This window comes from Candidatus Falkowbacteria bacterium (assembly GCA_026396835.1).
In the GTDB taxonomy this organism is placed as follows: Bacteria; Patescibacteriota; Patescibacteriia; order Patescibacteriales; family Patescibacteriaceae; genus Patescibacterium.
The window spans coordinates 61944-78847 of record JAPLWA010000006.1; the positions used below are offsets into that span (position 1 = coordinate 61944).

The window sequence follows — 16904 nt, forward strand, 5'->3', positions numbered from 1 at the left end:
CATTGTTCTCCCTAATAGTGATTAAGAGTCGTCTAGCTAAGGCAAATCCATACCTATACAAATCATTTGTGTAGTTGCCATTAGCTAGATACTCTTGTAAAAGTTGGTGGTAAAAAAATTACCTCTAATGCAATAAGCCCTCGAACTGATACCCTGAGCTAAGGCTCAGAATATGCACTTTGAGGCAAAAAAAAAGTTAGCGTTGATAAGCGCAGGCTCTTGGTGACTAACCAACACTTTGAATTAATCAAAAGCACTTGTCTCGCTAACTTTTAAAAATCGTTCATTTGTTACTTTCAAGAATACTGTGTTCACAGGAACGGATTAAATCTAATAACTAGACTACCGTTGGGGATAGTCGAAGTTAATAGGTTTAACCTATGAATACAAAAAAGACCTGCGAGCTGCGTTGTAATATGACAAAGCTCAAGGGTCTTTTTTATTTTTCTAAAATTGACAAAAAATAATTTAAGAATAAATTACCAGTCTATAGTACTTTACAATTAACCCGAGAAAATAAGGAAGGAATATAAAATGCCTAAAAATTTTAAGTTAGTCGGCGGAACCAAATGTCCTGATTGCAAAGGATCAGGCACAGTGTGGAAAGACCCCCAAAAAGGCTACGTTGAAGATTGGGACATGCCAAAAGAAATCCCTACCAAAGTAGATTGTGATACGTGCAATGGCCATGGCAGAATCAATACACTTAATGGTTGTTCCGAATGTAATGCAACAGGAAGAAAAAATGGTTGGATCTGCAATCATTGCAAAGGTAGCAGCATAAGTCCATTCTTGTTCAACAACAAAAAATATGAGGTTCGCTAAATAAACAGTTTAAAAGAAGATTCGAAAAAGCTTGTAACCATAAGACCGGGCTCATGAATCTACTACCTTCCAGCTACAACCAATTATAATCTCTTATGGAAAAAATCGAAAACAAAAAATCTCTAAACACACAGAAAAAAGCCCGCAAGAATGGGGCTTTTTTATTTTTCTAAAATAATAGTCATACTAACTAACATAACCCTACCCCCAACCCCTCCCCGCCCGCCGATTCGGCGGACAGGGAGGGGTGACTTATATTCACGTAAACACGGAGATATTTTTTAAGACTAATAAGTATAGTACTGTAACAGTGTGGCGATTCTTAGAATATTTAATTTAAAATATAAATTAAATATTTATCCATAGTCTCCCTTCCCTGCGCTATGCGCGGGGAAGGGCTGGGGATAGGGCTTTTTCCAAAACAATTATTTCTCTAAAAATAGTTTGGTTATCGCGGCCGTAAATAAATGACTGGCGCGGCGTTAAACCTTCTTTAACTTGTAAATCTTCAGGTAGATAATTTATCACCTTAAAACTAGCTAAATCTAGCGGCAAATAATTTAAGTCGTGACCCTGTCTAAAAATTGGTAAAGCCAAAACAATTCTTTTGCCTGGTTTTATGACTTTATAAAAATCTTTAAGACAAGCATTGTATAAAGTAGTTAATTCTTTAACTACGTTTTTTAAATCTAGCTTACCGCGTTGTGGTCCAAGATAAACTTCGGCCACTATCGCATCAATGCTATTGGCTTTATATAAAACTGAAATTTCTTTAGCATCTGCTTTCTCTAATTTAGGAAAATTTTTCAAAGCATAGCGCTTCGCAATCCAAGCGATATTTATTTCTGAGTCAGTTATAGCTTTAGCTGAAATATCTGAGCCTAAAATATTACTATAACCCATTAGCATTGCTTCGGTTAAAATTGTGCCTGAGCCACAAAATGGATCAACTACTAAATCAGTTTTTTTAACGGCCGCTAAGTTCAACATAATTTGTGCTAGCTTTGGTGGCAACATACCGGAATGATCATCGCGTGCTGGACGACCATAATCTCTTTGTGACAAATCCTTAAATGGTTGCACGGCTAAGGTTACGCCAACTAAAGTTTTTTTATTAGCTGTTAAAAAAACTAATTCGCGGCCCGAGTTTGATAATAATTTATTTTGTTCGACTACTACGCTTGATAAAGTTGTTTCGCGACTAGTTACCCAACGACAAGAAACACCTTGATCACGGAATTTATTTTTTATTGTCATGCCAACTATTTTTGGCACTGGGCCATTATGGCCATAACTAGAAACACCAAAAGAAAATTTACCTGACTCTGGTAAAAATTTACTTAAAACTTCAACGCTCTTATCGGTGGCCTCAGCAATGCGAGCTAAACTAGTCTCAATGCGGCCGGCTTTAATCGTACCGCCAACAGTTTTCAAAAACTCAGGAACGTTAAGTTCCTGTTCTAAACTAAGCACCAAGGCATTGGCGCCGCATAAATGAGCTTTGGTCGCTTTTGGTAAAGCTGCCAAAATCTCGGCCATTGATAGTAAGGGATGATTCCCTAAAACGAAAAAGTAATCCATAAAGCAACAATAACACAAGAAAAGCCGCTTTGCTAGCCAGGATCAATGCCGGGTGCCTTAGCTCTTGATTTCTTAAAAAGCTTATGTTAGTCTATAAGCATACAATTTTATTAATACCTTTCCCATATTTGCTTTCGAGCAGATAATATAGCAATTTTGACTATATTACAGGTATTCTTGCTTCACCCCTCCAAGGTGTTGGTGTCATATTGGCACCACAAGAATCCTATGGAGGTTTTTTTATTGTCATCCCCGCGAAAGCGGGGAACTAAATTAGAAATTTTATTAACATAAGATTCCCCGGTCAAGCCGGGGAATGACACAAAATCTATGTCTAGAGTAAAATCATCTGAGCTACCGCACTATGAATTGCTCTGCCTCTTCTCTAACAAGTTTAGTGAAACTGAGGTTGAACCAATTAAAGCTGGTGTGATCAAGCTTATCAATGACCAAGGTGGCAAAATCACCTTAGAAGAATATTGGGGTAAGCGTAAGTTAGCTTATCGCGTTGACGGTTTCCGTAACGGTTATTATTTGTTAGTTGAGTTTGATCTAGAAGGACCAAAACTTAACGAAATAACTAATCGTTTGCGCTTGTCAAAAGATATTCTACGTCACCAGGTTATTAAAAAGCACAAGAAGACGGCTGAAGAAATTGTCGAAGACAAAAAAATCGCAGCCAAGATTGCTGCTCGAAAGAATGAAGAAGAAAAAGTTGAAACAGCCAAAAAAGAAGCTCGGGCTGAAGAAATAAAAGAAGAAGAAAAGAAAGAAGAGAAAAAAGAAAGCAAAAAAGAAATTAAATCAGAGGACGACACTCGAACCGATCTTAAGAACCTTGATGAAGAATTGGATAAGATCATCGACGCCGCTAACCTTCTATAATTAATTAAACAACAAGATCCTGGCTTTCGCCAGGACAACAAGTTGATTATTCTTAAGCCGCCTTTCCCTTAAGCGGCAAAATAATATGAATCTTAATAAAGCTATGATCATCGGTAACGTTACCCGTGATCCAGAAGTACGCCAAACCTCTAGCGGTGCTTCAGTTGCTACTTTCAGTGTCGCAACTAATTTCGTTTGGAATGATCCAAGCGGTTCAAAGCAAGAAAGAGTTGAATTCCATAACATTGTAGCCTGGAGAAAGCTAGCTGAAATCTGCGGACAATATCTACACAAAGGCTCTAAAGTTTATGTTGAGGGTCGTTTGCAAACCAGAGATTGGGTTGGCAAAGATGGTGTTAAACGTTTTTCTACTGAAATTATTGCTGAAAACCTAATTATGCTCGACAAAGCCGGAACTAACGGCGGACAACGCCCAGCTTACCAAGCGGCCGGAAATGGCGCTGCTAATGAACAATATTCTCAAAAAGCACCTGACAGTGAACCAGTCATTAACTATGACGAACCAATGGGTGGCTTTGATGCATCAGCTGATGATGAAATCAAAGTTGAGAATATTCCTTTCTAAAGAAATAATTTACCCTCTATGACAAAAACAGCTATCAAAGAGAAAAAACAGTGCTATTTCAAAAGCAATAACATCAAAGAAATTGATTACAAGGATGTCGAACTTTTGAAAAAGTTTATTAACAGCTATGGCCAAATTTTGCCAAAGCGACGTACTGGTGTTTCTGCAAAGTATCAGAGAAAATTAGCCGAAGCCGTTAAGCGTGCTCGTATTATGGCTTTGCTACATTTCCCAAATCAAAGACGCTAAAAGATTTAATTTTATAATTTTTAATTTTGTAATTTTATAATTAATGTTAAAATTTTTAATTTCTAAACTAAAAATTAAGACATTAAAAATTAACTAAAAATTAAAAACTACAAAATTATAAAATTCTCCCTCTATGTTAAGTTTAAATGAAATCAAACTAGGTACTGTTGTAACAATCAATGGTGAACCATACATGGTTGTTAAATCAGAACATAATAAAGTTGCTCGCGGTGGCGCCGTTCTAAAAACCAAACTTAAAAATTTGATTAGCGGCAATATCATGGAACGAACTTGGCAGGGCAACGATAAAGCCGAAGAGGCTGACGTTGAAAAACGTAAAGCCAACTACTTATACAAAGATGAAAGCTTTGCTTACTTCATGGATATTGAAAACTACGAACAATTTAGTCTAGCCCTAGAAGACCTAGGCGGCAAAGAAAAATTCATGAAAGATGGCATTGATGTAAACGTTTTATATTTTGAAAGCAAACCAATGAACATCGAATTGCCAATCAAGGTTGAATTAAAAGTTACTAGCGCTCCTCCTGGAGTACGCGGCAATTCAGCCGGCAATGTTACTAAAACCGCTGAACTAGAAACTGGTGCTATGATCTCTGTACCAATGTTTGTAGAAACCGGCGATGTTATTAGAATTAACACTGATTCTGAAGAATACGTAGAAAGAGCCTAGACTCAAACCCCTGCCCCGTCCCTTCCCCTTTTTGTCCGCCGATTCGGCAGACAAAAAGGGGAAGGGTGCCTGAGCCCGCCCTGGCGGAGCGAAGGCGGGATAGGGTTATATAAAATGAAGACTCCCTGAAATATGGGAGTTTTTGTTATATATTGACAAAATGTGATAAAAATGATATAGTACAGGATTGCGATCTTTGAAAAACACTTAAATTAAGCTTGTTTTCCCTACCCTTTTTAGAGGTTAGAGACAACAAACTTAATTTAAAAATAAACCGAAAGGTAAAAATGAACTCTATAAATTATACCAACCTATTAATCGCAGTTAATAGGGCTAGTTTTGAGGAAACTCAAAACAGCATCATTATCTCTTTTACTATTTTCTTTGCAGGAGTGGTCTTCCTAGGAGCCACAGTAATGCTAAGCAGTGAGGCATTCAGCAAGCTAGAGGCGTCGGTGCCCTGGTACTTAACACTCATAGCATCACTTATATCATTTGTTATAGGATTATATGTACTTTTGCATTATCAGGGTATTATCCGAAAACAACGCCATGGCGCACTGAAGATAATCAATAAGGCAAAAGAAGAAGGCAGAGAACTTGACGTAACAGAACTCGAAGAAGTATTTAAACAAATCTAAAAACAAAAAACTTAACATAAACCAAAAACACCGAAGAATGAAAACAAGAATCCATTTATTTATTTACGTTTTAATTTGCTTGTTACTGATTGCAAACGTAACAGTAAATGCACAGGAAAAGGAAAACAAGAAAAAGAAAAAGAATAAGTATGAGCTTTCAAAACAGGAATATCCTAAAACTGTGGAAAAGCTTGAACTATCGGAAAATAAATATCCGGACGATAAACAGCCGCTTGAGTTATCTGATCCGAGCGACAACGATCAGATAGAAAAAAGCATCTGGCAAAAAGACTATTACTACATGGAATTCCACAAAGGCAATGCAAATACTCACGAAGCAGCTGGAAACATATTTGCAATCGGCATATTCAAAAAGGACGGTGCTGATTACGTTGTCTTTATGGATAAAGACATGAAGGTGCAATACAATGCAGTCTTGTTCTCTGTTAAAAACGGTGAAGCAAACTCATCATTAATTTCCGGCGACTATGAAAATTCAGCCATACCACTTCTAGATATATTCAAACTAAAGGGCTCGGATAATCAAGTAATGTTTTCTGTTTTTAACGAACGATATCAGAGTATCACAAATTTCCCTCGCAAGTTTACTATTCTAGAGTTGCAAATTAAAGGGTATAATTACTAATTAAAAACAAAAATTTGAGAACAACAGATAAAACAAATAAACAATATCAGCTTAATAGCGATATTAAAACAATAAAAGACCATTACGGTAACATGAAAATTTTGATTTTATTATTCTTAGTAATTTCAGCGCCTGCTTTAACAATACTTATAAAAAGCATTGTAATACGCACAAATGTGATGAGTCTGACATTAAGCTGGTTCGACCTGATTATTTCAGTCGTTGTTATCGCAACGGTGCAATTAATATTGCAGGGCGTCCAATCCCATCGAATACGGGGTTTAAGGATGCGCAGAAATTAACATTGTATATATTTTGGACAGATTTTATCGCAAGATAACCTCTGTCCATTTTTTTAATTTAAAAATTCTTACAAAAAGCCTAGAACGCCGTGCCTATTGACAAAATGACAAAAATATTATATTATCTTAAATCGTACTTTTACAATTTTGGTTTATATTAGTTGTTTGTTTTTGGCCTTTTTCACAGGTCAGGAACAAACAACTAATTTTACAAAATAAACCAAATAAACATGAAACAATTTAATGATTTAGAGTATCTACTTGTTAGAGACATATTACGTCAGGAGCATTTTAGAAACTCATTTGCTCTAAGAAATAGACAGTTCACTAGTGGGATTATATTTCTGATGAGCCTCGGAATTCTTATAATCTGGGCTACATACACAAAAAACCTAGATTACACCTCGGAACTTAGCTACCTAATTTTCACAGTATCCGCATTAGCTATAGCTATTTCTCTCTTCATATTTTGTTTTTCGTTAAACAAGACAACGAGATATGAGACTGATTTAGTAAACCAACTAAGCGAACTAAGTAAAATTAATAATGAAAGCGGAGAATTCAGTGACAATCTGGTTTTCGAAAAATATTTTCCAACTGATTATAAGGAGGAAGATACAAATGGATGATTATTATTTTTATCACCTGCAGGGCAGTATTTTAAAGAAGACTAACCATACACACATTGTGTTAAGTATAATCTCTTCAACTATCTTGATTGCCGGGGTTCTAATGCTAGTTATCAGTCGCATAGCAGAAAAAACTTCAGTGGCTGATCATGAAGCACATCTGCTGCTTGATTTAGGCTTTATCTTTGCTGCTATTGGATTTATTGGTTTAATGGCGGGAAAACTATTTCATGCGCACAAAAAGAAATCGAGATTAAACAAGCTTACAGACTTAAATAACAAGAAGAGAAATCCATCGGAAGACGAAATTTCGGATTTCATTTAAACAAATCTTAAAAAAGGAAATTGGAGTGAAAAATTTAATTGTAATTTTATTTTGCTTCATCGCATTGAGCTCGGCTTTTTCTCAAAAACAGTGCTCGGAGTTACTCGGTAAGCAATTAACTTTATTGCAATCGAATAACTCATATAATGCATATGACGTATCGATTCTGCCAGACAACAATAGAAAGGGGCAGAAAATAATTTACTACCGGGAAGATGTGCTCGGCAGTATATTTTCGGAAGATATTGTTTGGGTCGGCATAGACTCAAGCGCATCCCGACAATTCATTGTCATCGAGAATTTCAAAGTAATTGCGCTAAGCTATAAAGACATTTCGAATGCTAACTTTATAAAAGAATTTAAACTACCAGGCACAAGATTCAGTAGCCAAGGAAGTCAGATTATATCTTTCTTTAAAGAAAGTGATAGCAGCTATAGAATTATTACGAATAGCTCTGACAGTTTAGTGTCGCAAAGAATAAAATTCTAGCTTATCCAAGATAAGCAAAAAGGCGGACCAGAATGGACCCGCCTTTTTTTAAATATCAGAACCACAGATAACACAGATGCGATGATGCACACAGATGATTATTTTATATATCTTTTAACCTCAACCCGTCGTGCTCCAAAGTTGATTAGCAGGCCAACTTTAACACGATAAGCCTCAATATAATTAATTGCTTGAGCCGTATGAACATCTTCTAATGCAATTAAGGCTTTTAGCTCAACCATAATATCGCTATCCACTACAAAATCCACACGTCGATTACCGATATTTATACCATCGTAATAAATATCCATGTCTTTCTCTCTTTCAAATATTAAATTTTCTTTAGCAAATTCATAAGCCAAAGCACGTTGATAGATTACTTCTTGAAAACCATTACCTAAATTATTATGTACCTTGAAAGCACACTAATTTCTGATTTATAATAATTCATAAGTTAAAATAAAAACCCTCTTTCAAGAGGGTTTTTATTATCTGTGCTAATCAGTTCATCTGTGTTATCTGTGGTTCAGACAGTTACCCAGCAATATCTTTTACTTTAGCCGCGGCCATTATCTGCTTCTTAATTTCTTTCATAAGTTTTTGGTCTGCACGCAAAAATTGTCTCGCAGTTTCACGACCGGTGCCGAGTTTAACTTCACCAAAACTATAGGTATTGCCTGACTTATTTACAACGCCATATTCAATACCTGTGTCAATCAAGTCACCTGACAAAGAAATTCCTTCGTTATACATAATATCAAATTCGGCAGTCTTAAATGGTGAACTAACTTTGTTTTTAACAATCTTTACCTTAACACGGTTACCAATCGAAACTTCGCCTTGCTTAATTTGTGCGGCACGACGAATTTCAACACGGACTGAAGAATAAAATTTCAAAGCCATACCACCAGTAGTTGTTTCCGGATTACCAAAGAAAACACCGATCTTCATTCTGATTTGGTTGATGAAGATAACTACAGTTTTAGTTTTAGAAACAATGCTTGTTAACTTACGCAAAGCTTGTGACATCAAACGAGCTTGTAAGCCCATATGTGAGTCACCCATATCGCCTTCAATTTCTTTTTTAGGGACAAGCGCGGCAACCGAGTCAACCACAACGACGTCGATCGCATTAGAGCGAACTAAAGTTTCTAGAATTTCTAAGGCTTGTTCGCCGGTATCAGGCTGAGAGATAAGTAAATCCTTAATATTAACACCAATCTTTTTGGCATACTCAGGATCAAGGGCGTGTTCGGCGTCGATAAAAGCAGCAATGCCGCCCTGACGTTGAACTTCAGCAATAACATGTTGCGCTAAAGTAGTCTTACCTGAAGCTTCTGGTCCATAAATCTCAATTACACGACCACGAGGCATACCGCCAATACCGAGAGCTAAATCCAAAGATACACAACCAGTAGGCACGGCGTCGATGTCAGTTGCCTGAACGTCGCCGAACTTCATAATCGAGCCCTCACCAAACATTGATTTAATTTGTTCAACAGCGGCGTCAGCGGCCTGATGCTTAGCATCACCGGTGGCTGCGGCTGGAATTTTTTCTTTCTTGTTTACTTTTTCTGGCATAAAATTAAATTAATTAGCTGAATTAAGGGAGGGTGTATTATCCTCAAAAAGGATACGTCGAGTAAGACGAGCAGACCGACTATGCTTTTTCTTGGCACTTACTATTATAGTATTAAGTCCACGCTCCAAATAAATATTCTTTTTAAAACTTCCGTCATTACTAACTTGCACATCTTGACCATTAATTTGCACATCACTTTCTGATTCTGTTTGGCCAACAATTTCTAAATCCTTCTTGGTGGTTTGAAAATCACTAGCTGGATAACTAACAATTAAACGCGGCGCTTGAAAGATTTTATTAATTAAGAACACAATATAAATCAAACAAAGCAGAGCCGCTAATCCGATTAACAAATTTCTAATTAAGGCTGGAATGGCAATTAAATATTTTTTCGCCACCACCTGCCTTTCAAATAAGGCTTCATTTTTATCCTCATTCAAAACCACTTCACCACTAAACTCTTTAAGTAAGCTTTTATAATCTAGACCTAAAAAACGAGCATACTCCCTTAAAAAATTTTTAGCATAAACCCCGGTAGGCAACTTTGTTTTATCATTATCTTCTAGGGCCTTAAGATAGTCTACTTTAATTATTAACTTCTTGGCAACTACTTCAATTTTTAAGTTTTTTTGTTCTCTTGCGCAACGTAATTGCTGACCGACACTATCAGAATCAAACATCAAAGATTTTTTTTGGAAAAACATGCTTATATATAATAATTGAAATAATTAGTAATTATCTACGGAGCCTACTCTGGAACACAACAATTTTTCAAAGGGTCAACGCAATAAAAATTTGTTGTATCAAATTTTTCTCCTGCGCCACATACAGTAGCCACGCATTTATCATCAGCGCATTGGGTTTTTTCTTGAGTCTTACTTTTATAACAGCAATGCTTTCCGTCACCACAGCCAAGTTTCGCTGAAATCTCTCGGCCAGTAGGACTAGTATCACACATCGTGGTATCCAAATAACAGTGTCCATCATATCGAGGACTTTCGCACTCAGTCCCTGTTGTTGTCGAAGTTGTGCTTGTAATCGTATCTGGTGGTGGCGAAGCATGGAAGGTTCCGCCCAAAGTTTCTGTGGTAAATTTAATAATTAAATAACTAGAAAACACTATTAGCAAACCAACCACTGAGCCGAGAATAATATCTTTTCCTTTTTGTACTTTATCACTTGAGCCGCCAGACAAAATCCACATTAAACCTCCAAACACAAACATCAATAAAGTTAGGGCTCCAACAATGCCTAAAATAAAGTTAGCCACACTCACTCCCAAAGCGATAAAAGTATTAAGCGTGCAGGGATTTGTCTTAGAGCAATTCGCGGCATTAATAATATCCTGACTTAAGATAGATGCAGCTGAAGACATAGCTGGAGCAAGCAGCACTAATGCCAAGCTCAGGGTAACTAATATTTTTTTTAGTTTCATATTATTGACCAATAGTTTGTTGAACTCTGCCAGCGGCAATGTTCACGGCTTGTTCTAAGGCCTCGGGATTAGCAACGATCAAATCAACCATTTCATTAATCGCTTTTTCAGCGGAAGGAAAATCTCTACCTCGATACCAGCTCTTTGCTACTAGCAACTGACTAGCAAAAACCTTAAGCTCGTCATTGTTAAGTTGCTCGTTAATCAATGAACGCAAAGCAGTAAGATGTTTTGTTTTATCTAGATATTTTTTTACTTGCTCTGGCTTAGTGGTCATGAACTGTATAAAGTCCCAAGCTTCATTTTTATATTTACTTTTACTAGACACACCCTCTACCCAATAATTAGCCACGTTAGCTTCATTAGGATTACCCTCAATCTGAGGGAATTTGGCGATTGCAAAATTAAGCTTTGGGGCCTGGGCTTGAATAATTGGCAAGTCATATGAATAACCAAAGAAAATAGCTAGCTTACCATCAGTAAAGCGTTTTAGAGAATTATCTAACTGACTATTCCAAGAATAAACTTCTTTTGACGGGTTAGCAAAGTCAGCATAGAATCGAGCCGCCTCCATACCTGGGTTATAACCTCGCTCAGCAAAGATTGGTGGAATAGTATTGAAAGTAACCTCATTACCCTCCATCATCACAGCTCCGTTTTGCATCATTAAGGCAGCTAAAATATCAGCTGAGCGCTCAATGTTAGCAGAGCCACCCAAGGCCACTCCGGACTGAATTAAATCACCCTTCAAATCTTGCTTGGTTAATTTTTTAACCGCTTGCTGAAAATCTTTGTTCCAATAAGTTGGCAACTCGGCAATACCGGCGTTGTTCAATAAATCTTTATTGTAATACATGCCCAAGGTGTCAATCGACAGAGGTAAAGCATAAATTTTTGGTTGGTTCGCATCATTTAAAACAACATCATTATAAACCGTATCAACGAACATATTTTTGACGTCTGTTACAGTAACACTTTTTGTGGTTCGCAATTCTGGTATAACTTCTTTTTTTAATGTTCCTTTGGTCACAGGATAAACCATGGAAATTGAATCTGGCAAAGGACTCATTTTACTCTGATACTTTCTTACCCAAGTATTTTGAATTGAAAATATATCTGGTCCACGATCTTCAGCTAAAGCATCTAACAGGGCTTGCTCATATTCATCATAACGTAACTTACGATAGTTGATTGATATAAAAGGATGAAGCTGCTGGTAAGCTTGAATTAATGGATCAAAATCATCTGGTCCATCCCAAACGCGCCAATAGTTGATAGAAATTGGCTGCATCTTTTGCTGCACATCTTTTGAAACAGTTTTACAACCAAAACCAGTAGTTGCAACTACTGAAACTAAGATTGCTAAAACAAATATTTTTCTATACATAGGTTAAATTAATGTCCTATACATTATAGCAAAATTTTAACTCCTAAACAACGACTTTTTATAAGACTTTTGGACGATATTGCAGGGCCTCGGCAAGATGTTCGAGCTTTAATTCATCACTCCCTGCTAAATCGGCAATCGTACGTCCTAATTTTAGGATTCTGAAATAAGCCCTAGCTGATAAATCGTATTGCAAAACAGCGGCTCTCATCAAGGCTCTTAATTCATCCGACAAATTACAATATTTTCGAGTTAAGGCTGAGCTCATTTCAGCGTTAGCAACGCAATTTATTTCACTAAATCTTTCAGCTTGTCTAAGCCTTGCCTTGGCTACTCGATTTCTAATTATCAAAGAACTTTCGCCACTACTTGGGGTATCAAGTTTTTCAAACTCTAAGCGTGGTACTTCAATATGAATATCAATGCGATCTAAAATAGGCCCGGAAATACGTTTGCGATAAGCCATAATTTGGCCAGGCGAACAAATACAGTGTTTTTCATTATCTCCAAAATAGCCACATTGGCAGGGATTCATAGCCGCTACCAGCATGAATTTGGCCGGAAAGATAAGTTGACCAGCAGCACGACTAATCGCTACCACGCCGTCTTCTAGGGGCTGACGCAGGTTGTCTAGCACTGGTCGCGGGAATTCGGTAAACTCGTCTAAGAACAAGACGCCGCGATGGGCTAAGGATATTTCACCAGGCCTAGGCCATGCCCCGCCACCAACTAGGGCGGCGCCGGACGCGGTATGGTGAGGCGACCTAAATGGCCGACTATTTACTAAGCCTGTACCAGGTGGCAAATGACCAGCCACGCTATAAATTTTGGTAATTTCTAGTGCTTCACTTAAAACCAAGTCGGGCAAAATTGACGGCAAACTTCTGGCTAGCAAAGTCTTACCGCTACCCGGCGGACCGGTCATTAAGAAGTTAGGGACGATAACGCACTAGGCAAAGAAAATGGCCTAGAAATAAGAGGAATTATTGTTTGTATTTTTATAGTCCTACTAACTGTGTTCAATTTAATGCCATCTAACACAATGTTTAAAAACTGCTTTTTCTCTTCAAAACTAAAATTATCCATTCTATTTTTAGCTATAGTACAAAAATGTCTTACTTTTGTTCTAATTATTTTTTTATCTATTGAGGTGTTTTTAACCTCTTTTAAATTTAAGATATTATCTTTAGCTGTCTCTAGTTCTTTATTTAACTCATTAGTCTTTCTTATAAAAACATCCTTTTCTATTAGCCCTTCCCCGAAAACATCAACTAACTTATCCTGTTTTTTCTCTAGCTCATTAATTCTTTTCTCGTTTTCTATTATTTTATCTTCGGCACTATTAAAACTCATGTTATGTTTATCTGCATGCTTTTCAAGATGCTTCAAAATTATCTCTGGTTTTAAAATAGCTTCCTTCACAGATTCCCAAACTAAATTATCCATTTTCTCAGTCTTAATCATACTGCCATCGCAATCCTTAGGAAGAGGGAAGTTTTTAATTCTATTATTGCACCTATAAGATAAATAATTTTTATGAGGGTTACTACAATAGGTTGAGCCACAAACATCACACTTAATTAAACCACTTAATAAATATTGTCTTGTTGATTCTCTCCTTTTGCTCTCCTTATTCTTATTTAAAATATTTTGAACCAATAAAAAAATCTCTTTATTTAAAATTGGAGTAATTAAAATAGGTATCCATTCTTTCTTTTCTCTTAGCTTTCTCCCTGTTCTAACAATTTTTTTAAACTTTCTCTCTCTGCTATTTTTTGTTTCAACTGCTGAGAATTTATTATAATAAGCAATACCGATATAATCTTCTCGAGTTAAAATCCTATGGATTGTAGACTTACCCCATTTAATGTTGCCTTTAGTTGGTGGAGAAACTTTTTCATCTTGTAGTCTTTTTACTACTGCTCTTATGCTTCTTAATTCTATAAAAAGATTAAATATTTTTTTAACAATCTCGGCTTCTTTTTTATTTACAACGTAATAACCATCTTTCTTTTCTTCTTTCTTAATATAATCATAACCATAAGGAGACAAAGAGCCAACGACAACACCTCTCTTTGCTTTTTGCAATCGGCCACCCCTAGTTCTCTCTAATATTCTAATCTTCTCCTGTTCAGCCACAATACCCTGCATCTGCATTAAGAGACGATTATTAGGGTCATCTTCTAGTTTACCTTGAGAAGTATAAATCTCAACACCATAGCGCTTAATCTCGCTTATTATAAACAACTGGTTGCCAAGCTCCCTTGAGAGCCTGTCTAAATGATAAATATAAACTGCTTCAAATTCATTATTTTTAATACCTTCTCTTAATTTACAAAGCTCTGGTCTATCAATAGTTTCTCCAGACCAACCCTCATCAATAAATTCACCAACTAAAATATTACCATCTTCTTTTATCCTTTCTTTAAGGATGGCAACCTGTGAATCTATTGTTTTTTCTTCTTTCTGTCTATCACTGGAGACACGAGCATAATAAACCGCTTTTTTCATACCAAGTGATGCTTAATTAAATTAAAATTAATAATTGTTACCACCCATTTTGGTTCTAACATAATCATCAAACTGTGGTACAGTACAATCATCAATAAAGGCTTCACCAAGTTCATTGATTGAACACAATAGTTTAACTTGACTAACACTAGCCTTATCAATATTCTCCATATAATCTGCTATTTGGGTGTTTGTGCTAGCGTCGTAAAGTCTTTTTACATTAGTAATATAGGTTATAATATTAGGCCAATTTTCAGTATAAGAAACCAAGACAAAACATTTTTTGAGTGCTGTGTTGTAATAGCTGTGATAAGTAGAGAAGCTTAATGTGACACCTATTCTACTATCTGTTGTTCCGTCTGATGAAATTGCGTTAGCCAATGTAGTTGGACCTAATTGTGCACACGCCAATGACTCATCAGCACTTACTTTATTGTTTGACGTAGGCTGTATCGTTTGAGTCTCGGCTTGAGACGTCTGTACCTGTGAAAGGTTTGATTCAGTTGTACATCCAGAAAGTACTAACAAACAAATAGGTAAAACAAATATTAATTTTTTCATATTATTTATTTATAAATTTATCAAAATCTTCTTTTTTAATTCTCCATTGACCAACCTTAATAGCTTTTAACTTACCACTTTTGATATACCTAAAAATAGTCATCTTACTAACTTTTAAAATCTTAGCTATTTCTTCTACTGTGTAAAATTGATATTCACATTGTTCTTTCATATTATTTATTTAGTTTACAGGGAATATACCAATGTACTGATTACCAAAATCATCAACACAAGTAACCTTAAAATTAGAATAAGAATCTCTTGTGTCTGAAATAAAAGTTATTGTATGTTTTTCTGTAGCTGTATTAGCATTTGTAGTAACTGAATATGGCACAGAAGCACTTCCTCCTTCGTATGTCCATATACAAGTAGAATCGTTGCCACTAGGAATAGACAGCGAGAAACCATCTTTACCGTTATAAAACTTATTAACACTTACATTTACTATATCAGTTTTTGCATTTTTATTAGTATTTACTGTAGAATTTTTGGCGTCATTATAGCTACATCCACTCAAAGACAGAGCAACGACAAGCATTAAGATTGGAATAATTTTTTTCATACTATTTATTTGAATTGTCTAAAACAATCATCATCTTTTGCTTTCTTGGATTCTTTCATCTTATCATAAGTGGCAGTAGGTCCTTTAACAAATTTATCATCAGTTATCTCAAAACCATTCAATTTTGCTAATGCCATATAATCTTTCTGAACATTATCAAGACATTCTTTTAAACTTTGTTGTTTTTTATTCTCCTGTCTTTCAACTAATTCCTGCTTACTCTTTTCAACAGAATAATAAAATCCTCCTAAAATAATACAACCAAGTAATATTGAAATCGCTAAAATTAATTTATTTTTATCCATATAATTTTAATAGCTATTTTATAAATTTAGTTACTAACTCCTAACATTTTTAATTCTTTACCTGTGTTGGGGTCTATAATGTAATCATTATCATAAGCCCCACCTTCTTCATAATATTTATGTCTGCTTATTATTAAATCACCCCTAAATTCTCCATCTTTAACCAGGGACAAGCTATTACCGTCTGATATTAATTTGATTTGATTGTCGTTTAAATTATATGAAAATATAGCGCCAGAGGTTACCCACGCTAAAGACATGAAATAAATATAATTATTATCAAGTGATATTAATGGGTTTGATAAATTTGCTATTTTATCTATCGGAAATTTTTCTCCTACTGCATTAAGAAGAAGATTAATATCTTTTAAGTCAGAAGACTTAAAAACCTTTTTCTCTACCAAGGTGTCTAAATTTAATAACCAAATTTGATTATAATTTGTTGTCCCGCCAGCAAAATCAATAGACGGTACCTTATCTCCTATATCTCTCACGAAAACTATTAATTTTTTATCTTCTGATAAACTTGGTTGACTATCACCACCAGTAAACGTAACTTGTTTTTCGTTCCCACTTGAATATTTAACAAAAATATTTCCACCTCTATTAATAACACCATCAGCCCTATCATCTGTTGGGTTTTTTACAATTTTATAACTACAGCCACTTAATATTAAAACTGAAATTATTAGGATTATAAATCTCTTCATA

Annotated in this window: 19 protein-coding genes and 2 pseudogenes; 8 read left to right on the top strand and 13 right to left on the bottom strand. The window is 35.7% G+C overall.

The window, feature by feature from the left end:
• Window positions 1–1206: 1206 nt before the first annotated feature.
• Window positions 1207–2406, bottom strand: a complete 1200-nt coding sequence (locus NTY12_05365; GenBank protein MCX6793414.1) for a DNA methyltransferase — start codon at window positions 2404–2406, stop codon at window positions 1207–1209.
• Window positions 2407–2736: 330 nt separating this feature from the next.
• Here NTY12_05365 and rpsF point away from each other — a divergent pair, with 330 nt between their 5' ends.
• The 8 genes from rpsF (at window position 2737) to NTY12_05405 (ending at window position 7850) form a co-directional block, all read left to right on the top strand.
• Window positions 2737–3291, top strand: a complete 555-nt coding sequence (rpsF, locus tag NTY12_05370; protein ID MCX6793415.1) for a 30S ribosomal protein S6 — start codon at window positions 2737–2739, stop codon at window positions 3289–3291.
• An 85-nt stretch (window positions 3292–3376) separates the two neighbouring features.
• Window positions 3377–3877 (top strand): single-stranded DNA-binding protein, encoded by a 501-nt coding sequence (locus NTY12_05375; protein ID MCX6793416.1) that lies wholly within the window; start codon window positions 3377–3379, stop codon window positions 3875–3877.
• Window positions 3878–3895: 18 nt separating this feature from the next.
• On the top strand, window positions 3896–4126 hold the full coding sequence (gene rpsR / locus NTY12_05380) for a 30S ribosomal protein S18 (GenBank protein MCX6793417.1): 231 nt from the start codon (window positions 3896–3898) through the stop codon (window positions 4124–4126).
• Between the two features lie 133 nt (window positions 4127–4259).
• A complete protein-coding gene (efp, locus tag NTY12_05385) occupies window positions 4260–4817 on the top strand; it encodes an elongation factor P (protein MCX6793418.1) in 558 nt (185 codons plus the stop codon).
• A 218-nt stretch (window positions 4818–5035) separates the two neighbouring features.
• Window positions 5036–5458 carry a hypothetical protein gene (locus NTY12_05390; GenBank protein MCX6793419.1) on the top strand — a complete coding sequence of 141 codons (423 nt, stop codon included), beginning with the start codon at window positions 5036–5038 and terminating at the stop codon, window positions 5456–5458.
• Between the two features lie 37 nt (window positions 5459–5495).
• Window positions 5496–6104, top strand: coding sequence for a hypothetical protein (locus tag NTY12_05395; GenBank protein ID MCX6793420.1), 609 nt, complete (start codon window positions 5496–5498; stop codon window positions 6102–6104).
• 848 nt (window positions 6105–6952) lie between these two features.
• Entirely contained in the window at window positions 6953–7360 is a 408-nt protein-coding gene (locus tag NTY12_05400) for a hypothetical protein (protein MCX6793421.1), read from the top strand.
• A 25-nt stretch (window positions 7361–7385) separates the two neighbouring features.
• Complete coding sequence (locus NTY12_05405; protein ID MCX6793422.1) at window positions 7386–7850, top strand: hypothetical protein; 465 nt, start codon at window positions 7386–7388, stop codon at window positions 7848–7850.
• Between the two features lie 98 nt (window positions 7851–7948).
• Here NTY12_05405 and NTY12_05410 read toward each other — a convergent pair.
• The 12 genes and pseudogenes from NTY12_05410 to NTY12_05465 form a co-directional block, all read right to left on the bottom strand.
• Window positions 7949–8287 (bottom strand): annotated as a pseudogene (locus tag NTY12_05410) (GxxExxY protein).
• Window positions 8288–8384: 97 nt separating this feature from the next.
• On the bottom strand, window positions 8385–9431 hold the full coding sequence (gene recA / locus NTY12_05415) for a recombinase RecA (protein ID MCX6793423.1): 1047 nt from the start codon (window positions 9429–9431) through the stop codon (window positions 8385–8387).
• Window positions 9432–9440: 9 nt separating this feature from the next.
• Window positions 9441–10136: a helix-turn-helix domain-containing protein gene (locus NTY12_05420; protein MCX6793424.1), complete on the bottom strand. Its 696-nt coding sequence runs from the start codon at window positions 10134–10136 to the stop codon at window positions 9441–9443.
• A 44-nt stretch (window positions 10137–10180) separates the two neighbouring features.
• Entirely contained in the window at window positions 10181–10867 is a 687-nt protein-coding gene (locus NTY12_05425) for a pilin (protein MCX6793425.1), read from the bottom strand.
• 1 nt (window position 10868) lies between these two features.
• Window positions 10869–12254, bottom strand: coding sequence for an extracellular solute-binding protein (locus NTY12_05430; GenBank protein ID MCX6793426.1), 1386 nt, complete (start codon window positions 12252–12254; stop codon window positions 10869–10871).
• Window positions 12255–12312: 58 nt separating this feature from the next.
• Window positions 12313–13188 (bottom strand): annotated as a pseudogene (locus NTY12_05435) (YifB family Mg chelatase-like AAA ATPase).
• Window positions 13179–14765, bottom strand: a complete 1587-nt coding sequence (locus NTY12_05440; protein MCX6793427.1) for a recombinase family protein — start codon at window positions 14763–14765, stop codon at window positions 13179–13181. The pseudogene NTY12_05435 and the gene NTY12_05440 overlap by 10 nt, the downstream one beginning before the upstream one ends.
• 27 nt (window positions 14766–14792) lie before the next feature.
• Window positions 14793–15326 (bottom strand): hypothetical protein, encoded by a 534-nt coding sequence (locus NTY12_05445; GenBank protein ID MCX6793428.1) that lies wholly within the window; start codon window positions 15324–15326, stop codon window positions 14793–14795.
• A gap of 1 nt (window position 15327) precedes the next feature.
• Window positions 15328–15498, bottom strand: coding sequence for a helix-turn-helix domain-containing protein (locus NTY12_05450; GenBank protein MCX6793429.1), 171 nt, complete (start codon window positions 15496–15498; stop codon window positions 15328–15330).
• Window positions 15499–15507: 9 nt separating this feature from the next.
• A complete protein-coding gene (locus NTY12_05455) occupies window positions 15508–15888 on the bottom strand; it encodes a hypothetical protein (GenBank protein MCX6793430.1) in 381 nt (126 codons plus the stop codon).
• A 5-nt stretch (window positions 15889–15893) separates the two neighbouring features.
• Window positions 15894–16193 carry a hypothetical protein gene (locus tag NTY12_05460; GenBank protein MCX6793431.1) on the bottom strand — a complete coding sequence of 100 codons (300 nt, stop codon included), beginning with the start codon at window positions 16191–16193 and terminating at the stop codon, window positions 15894–15896.
• Window positions 16194–16219: 26 nt separating this feature from the next.
• On the bottom strand, window positions 16220–16903 hold the full coding sequence (locus NTY12_05465; GenBank protein MCX6793432.1) for a hypothetical protein: 684 nt from the start codon (window positions 16901–16903) through the stop codon (window positions 16220–16222).
• Window position 16904: the final 1 nt, after the last annotated feature.

Coding starts and splice junctions, on each gene's coding strand:
- NTY12_05445 (MCX6793428.1), bottom strand. CDS start 15,326: ATGAAAAAATTAATATTTGTTTTACCTATTTGTTTGTTAGTACTTTCT.
- NTY12_05365 (MCX6793414.1), bottom strand. CDS start 2,406: ATGGATTACTTTTTCGTTTTAGGGAATCATCCCTTACTATCAATGGCC.
- NTY12_05465 (MCX6793432.1), bottom strand. CDS start 16,903: ATGAAGAGATTTATAATCCTAATAATTTCAGTTTTAATATTAAGTGGC.
- rpsF (MCX6793415.1), top strand. CDS start 2,737: ATGTCTAGAGTAAAATCATCTGAGCTACCGCACTATGAATTGCTCTGC.
- recA (MCX6793423.1), bottom strand. CDS start 9,431: ATGCCAGAAAAAGTAAACAAGAAAGAAAAAATTCCAGCCGCAGCCACC.
- NTY12_05455 (MCX6793430.1), bottom strand. CDS start 15,888: ATGAAAAAAATTATTCCAATCTTAATGCTTGTCGTTGCTCTGTCTTTG.
- efp (MCX6793418.1), top strand. CDS start 4,260: ATGTTAAGTTTAAATGAAATCAAACTAGGTACTGTTGTAACAATCAAT.
- NTY12_05430 (MCX6793426.1), bottom strand. CDS start 12,254: ATGTATAGAAAAATATTTGTTTTAGCAATCTTAGTTTCAGTAGTTGCA.
- NTY12_05460 (MCX6793431.1), bottom strand. CDS start 16,193: ATGGATAAAAATAAATTAATTTTAGCGATTTCAATATTACTTGGTTGT.
- NTY12_05400 (MCX6793421.1), top strand. CDS start 6,953: ATGAAAGCGGAGAATTCAGTGACAATCTGGTTTTCGAAAAATATTTTC.
- NTY12_05450 (MCX6793429.1), bottom strand. CDS start 15,498: ATGAAAGAACAATGTGAATATCAATTTTACACAGTAGAAGAAATAGCT.
- NTY12_05420 (MCX6793424.1), bottom strand. CDS start 10,136: ATGTTTTTCCAAAAAAAATCTTTGATGTTTGATTCTGATAGTGTCGGT.
- NTY12_05440 (MCX6793427.1), bottom strand. CDS start 14,765: ATGAAAAAAGCGGTTTATTATGCTCGTGTCTCCAGTGATAGACAGAAA.
- NTY12_05395 (MCX6793420.1), top strand. CDS start 5,496: ATGAAAACAAGAATCCATTTATTTATTTACGTTTTAATTTGCTTGTTA.
- NTY12_05425 (MCX6793425.1), bottom strand. CDS start 10,867: ATGAAACTAAAAAAAATATTAGTTACCCTGAGCTTGGCATTAGTGCTG.
- NTY12_05375 (MCX6793416.1), top strand. CDS start 3,377: ATGAATCTTAATAAAGCTATGATCATCGGTAACGTTACCCGTGATCCA.
- rpsR (MCX6793417.1), top strand. CDS start 3,896: ATGACAAAAACAGCTATCAAAGAGAAAAAACAGTGCTATTTCAAAAGC.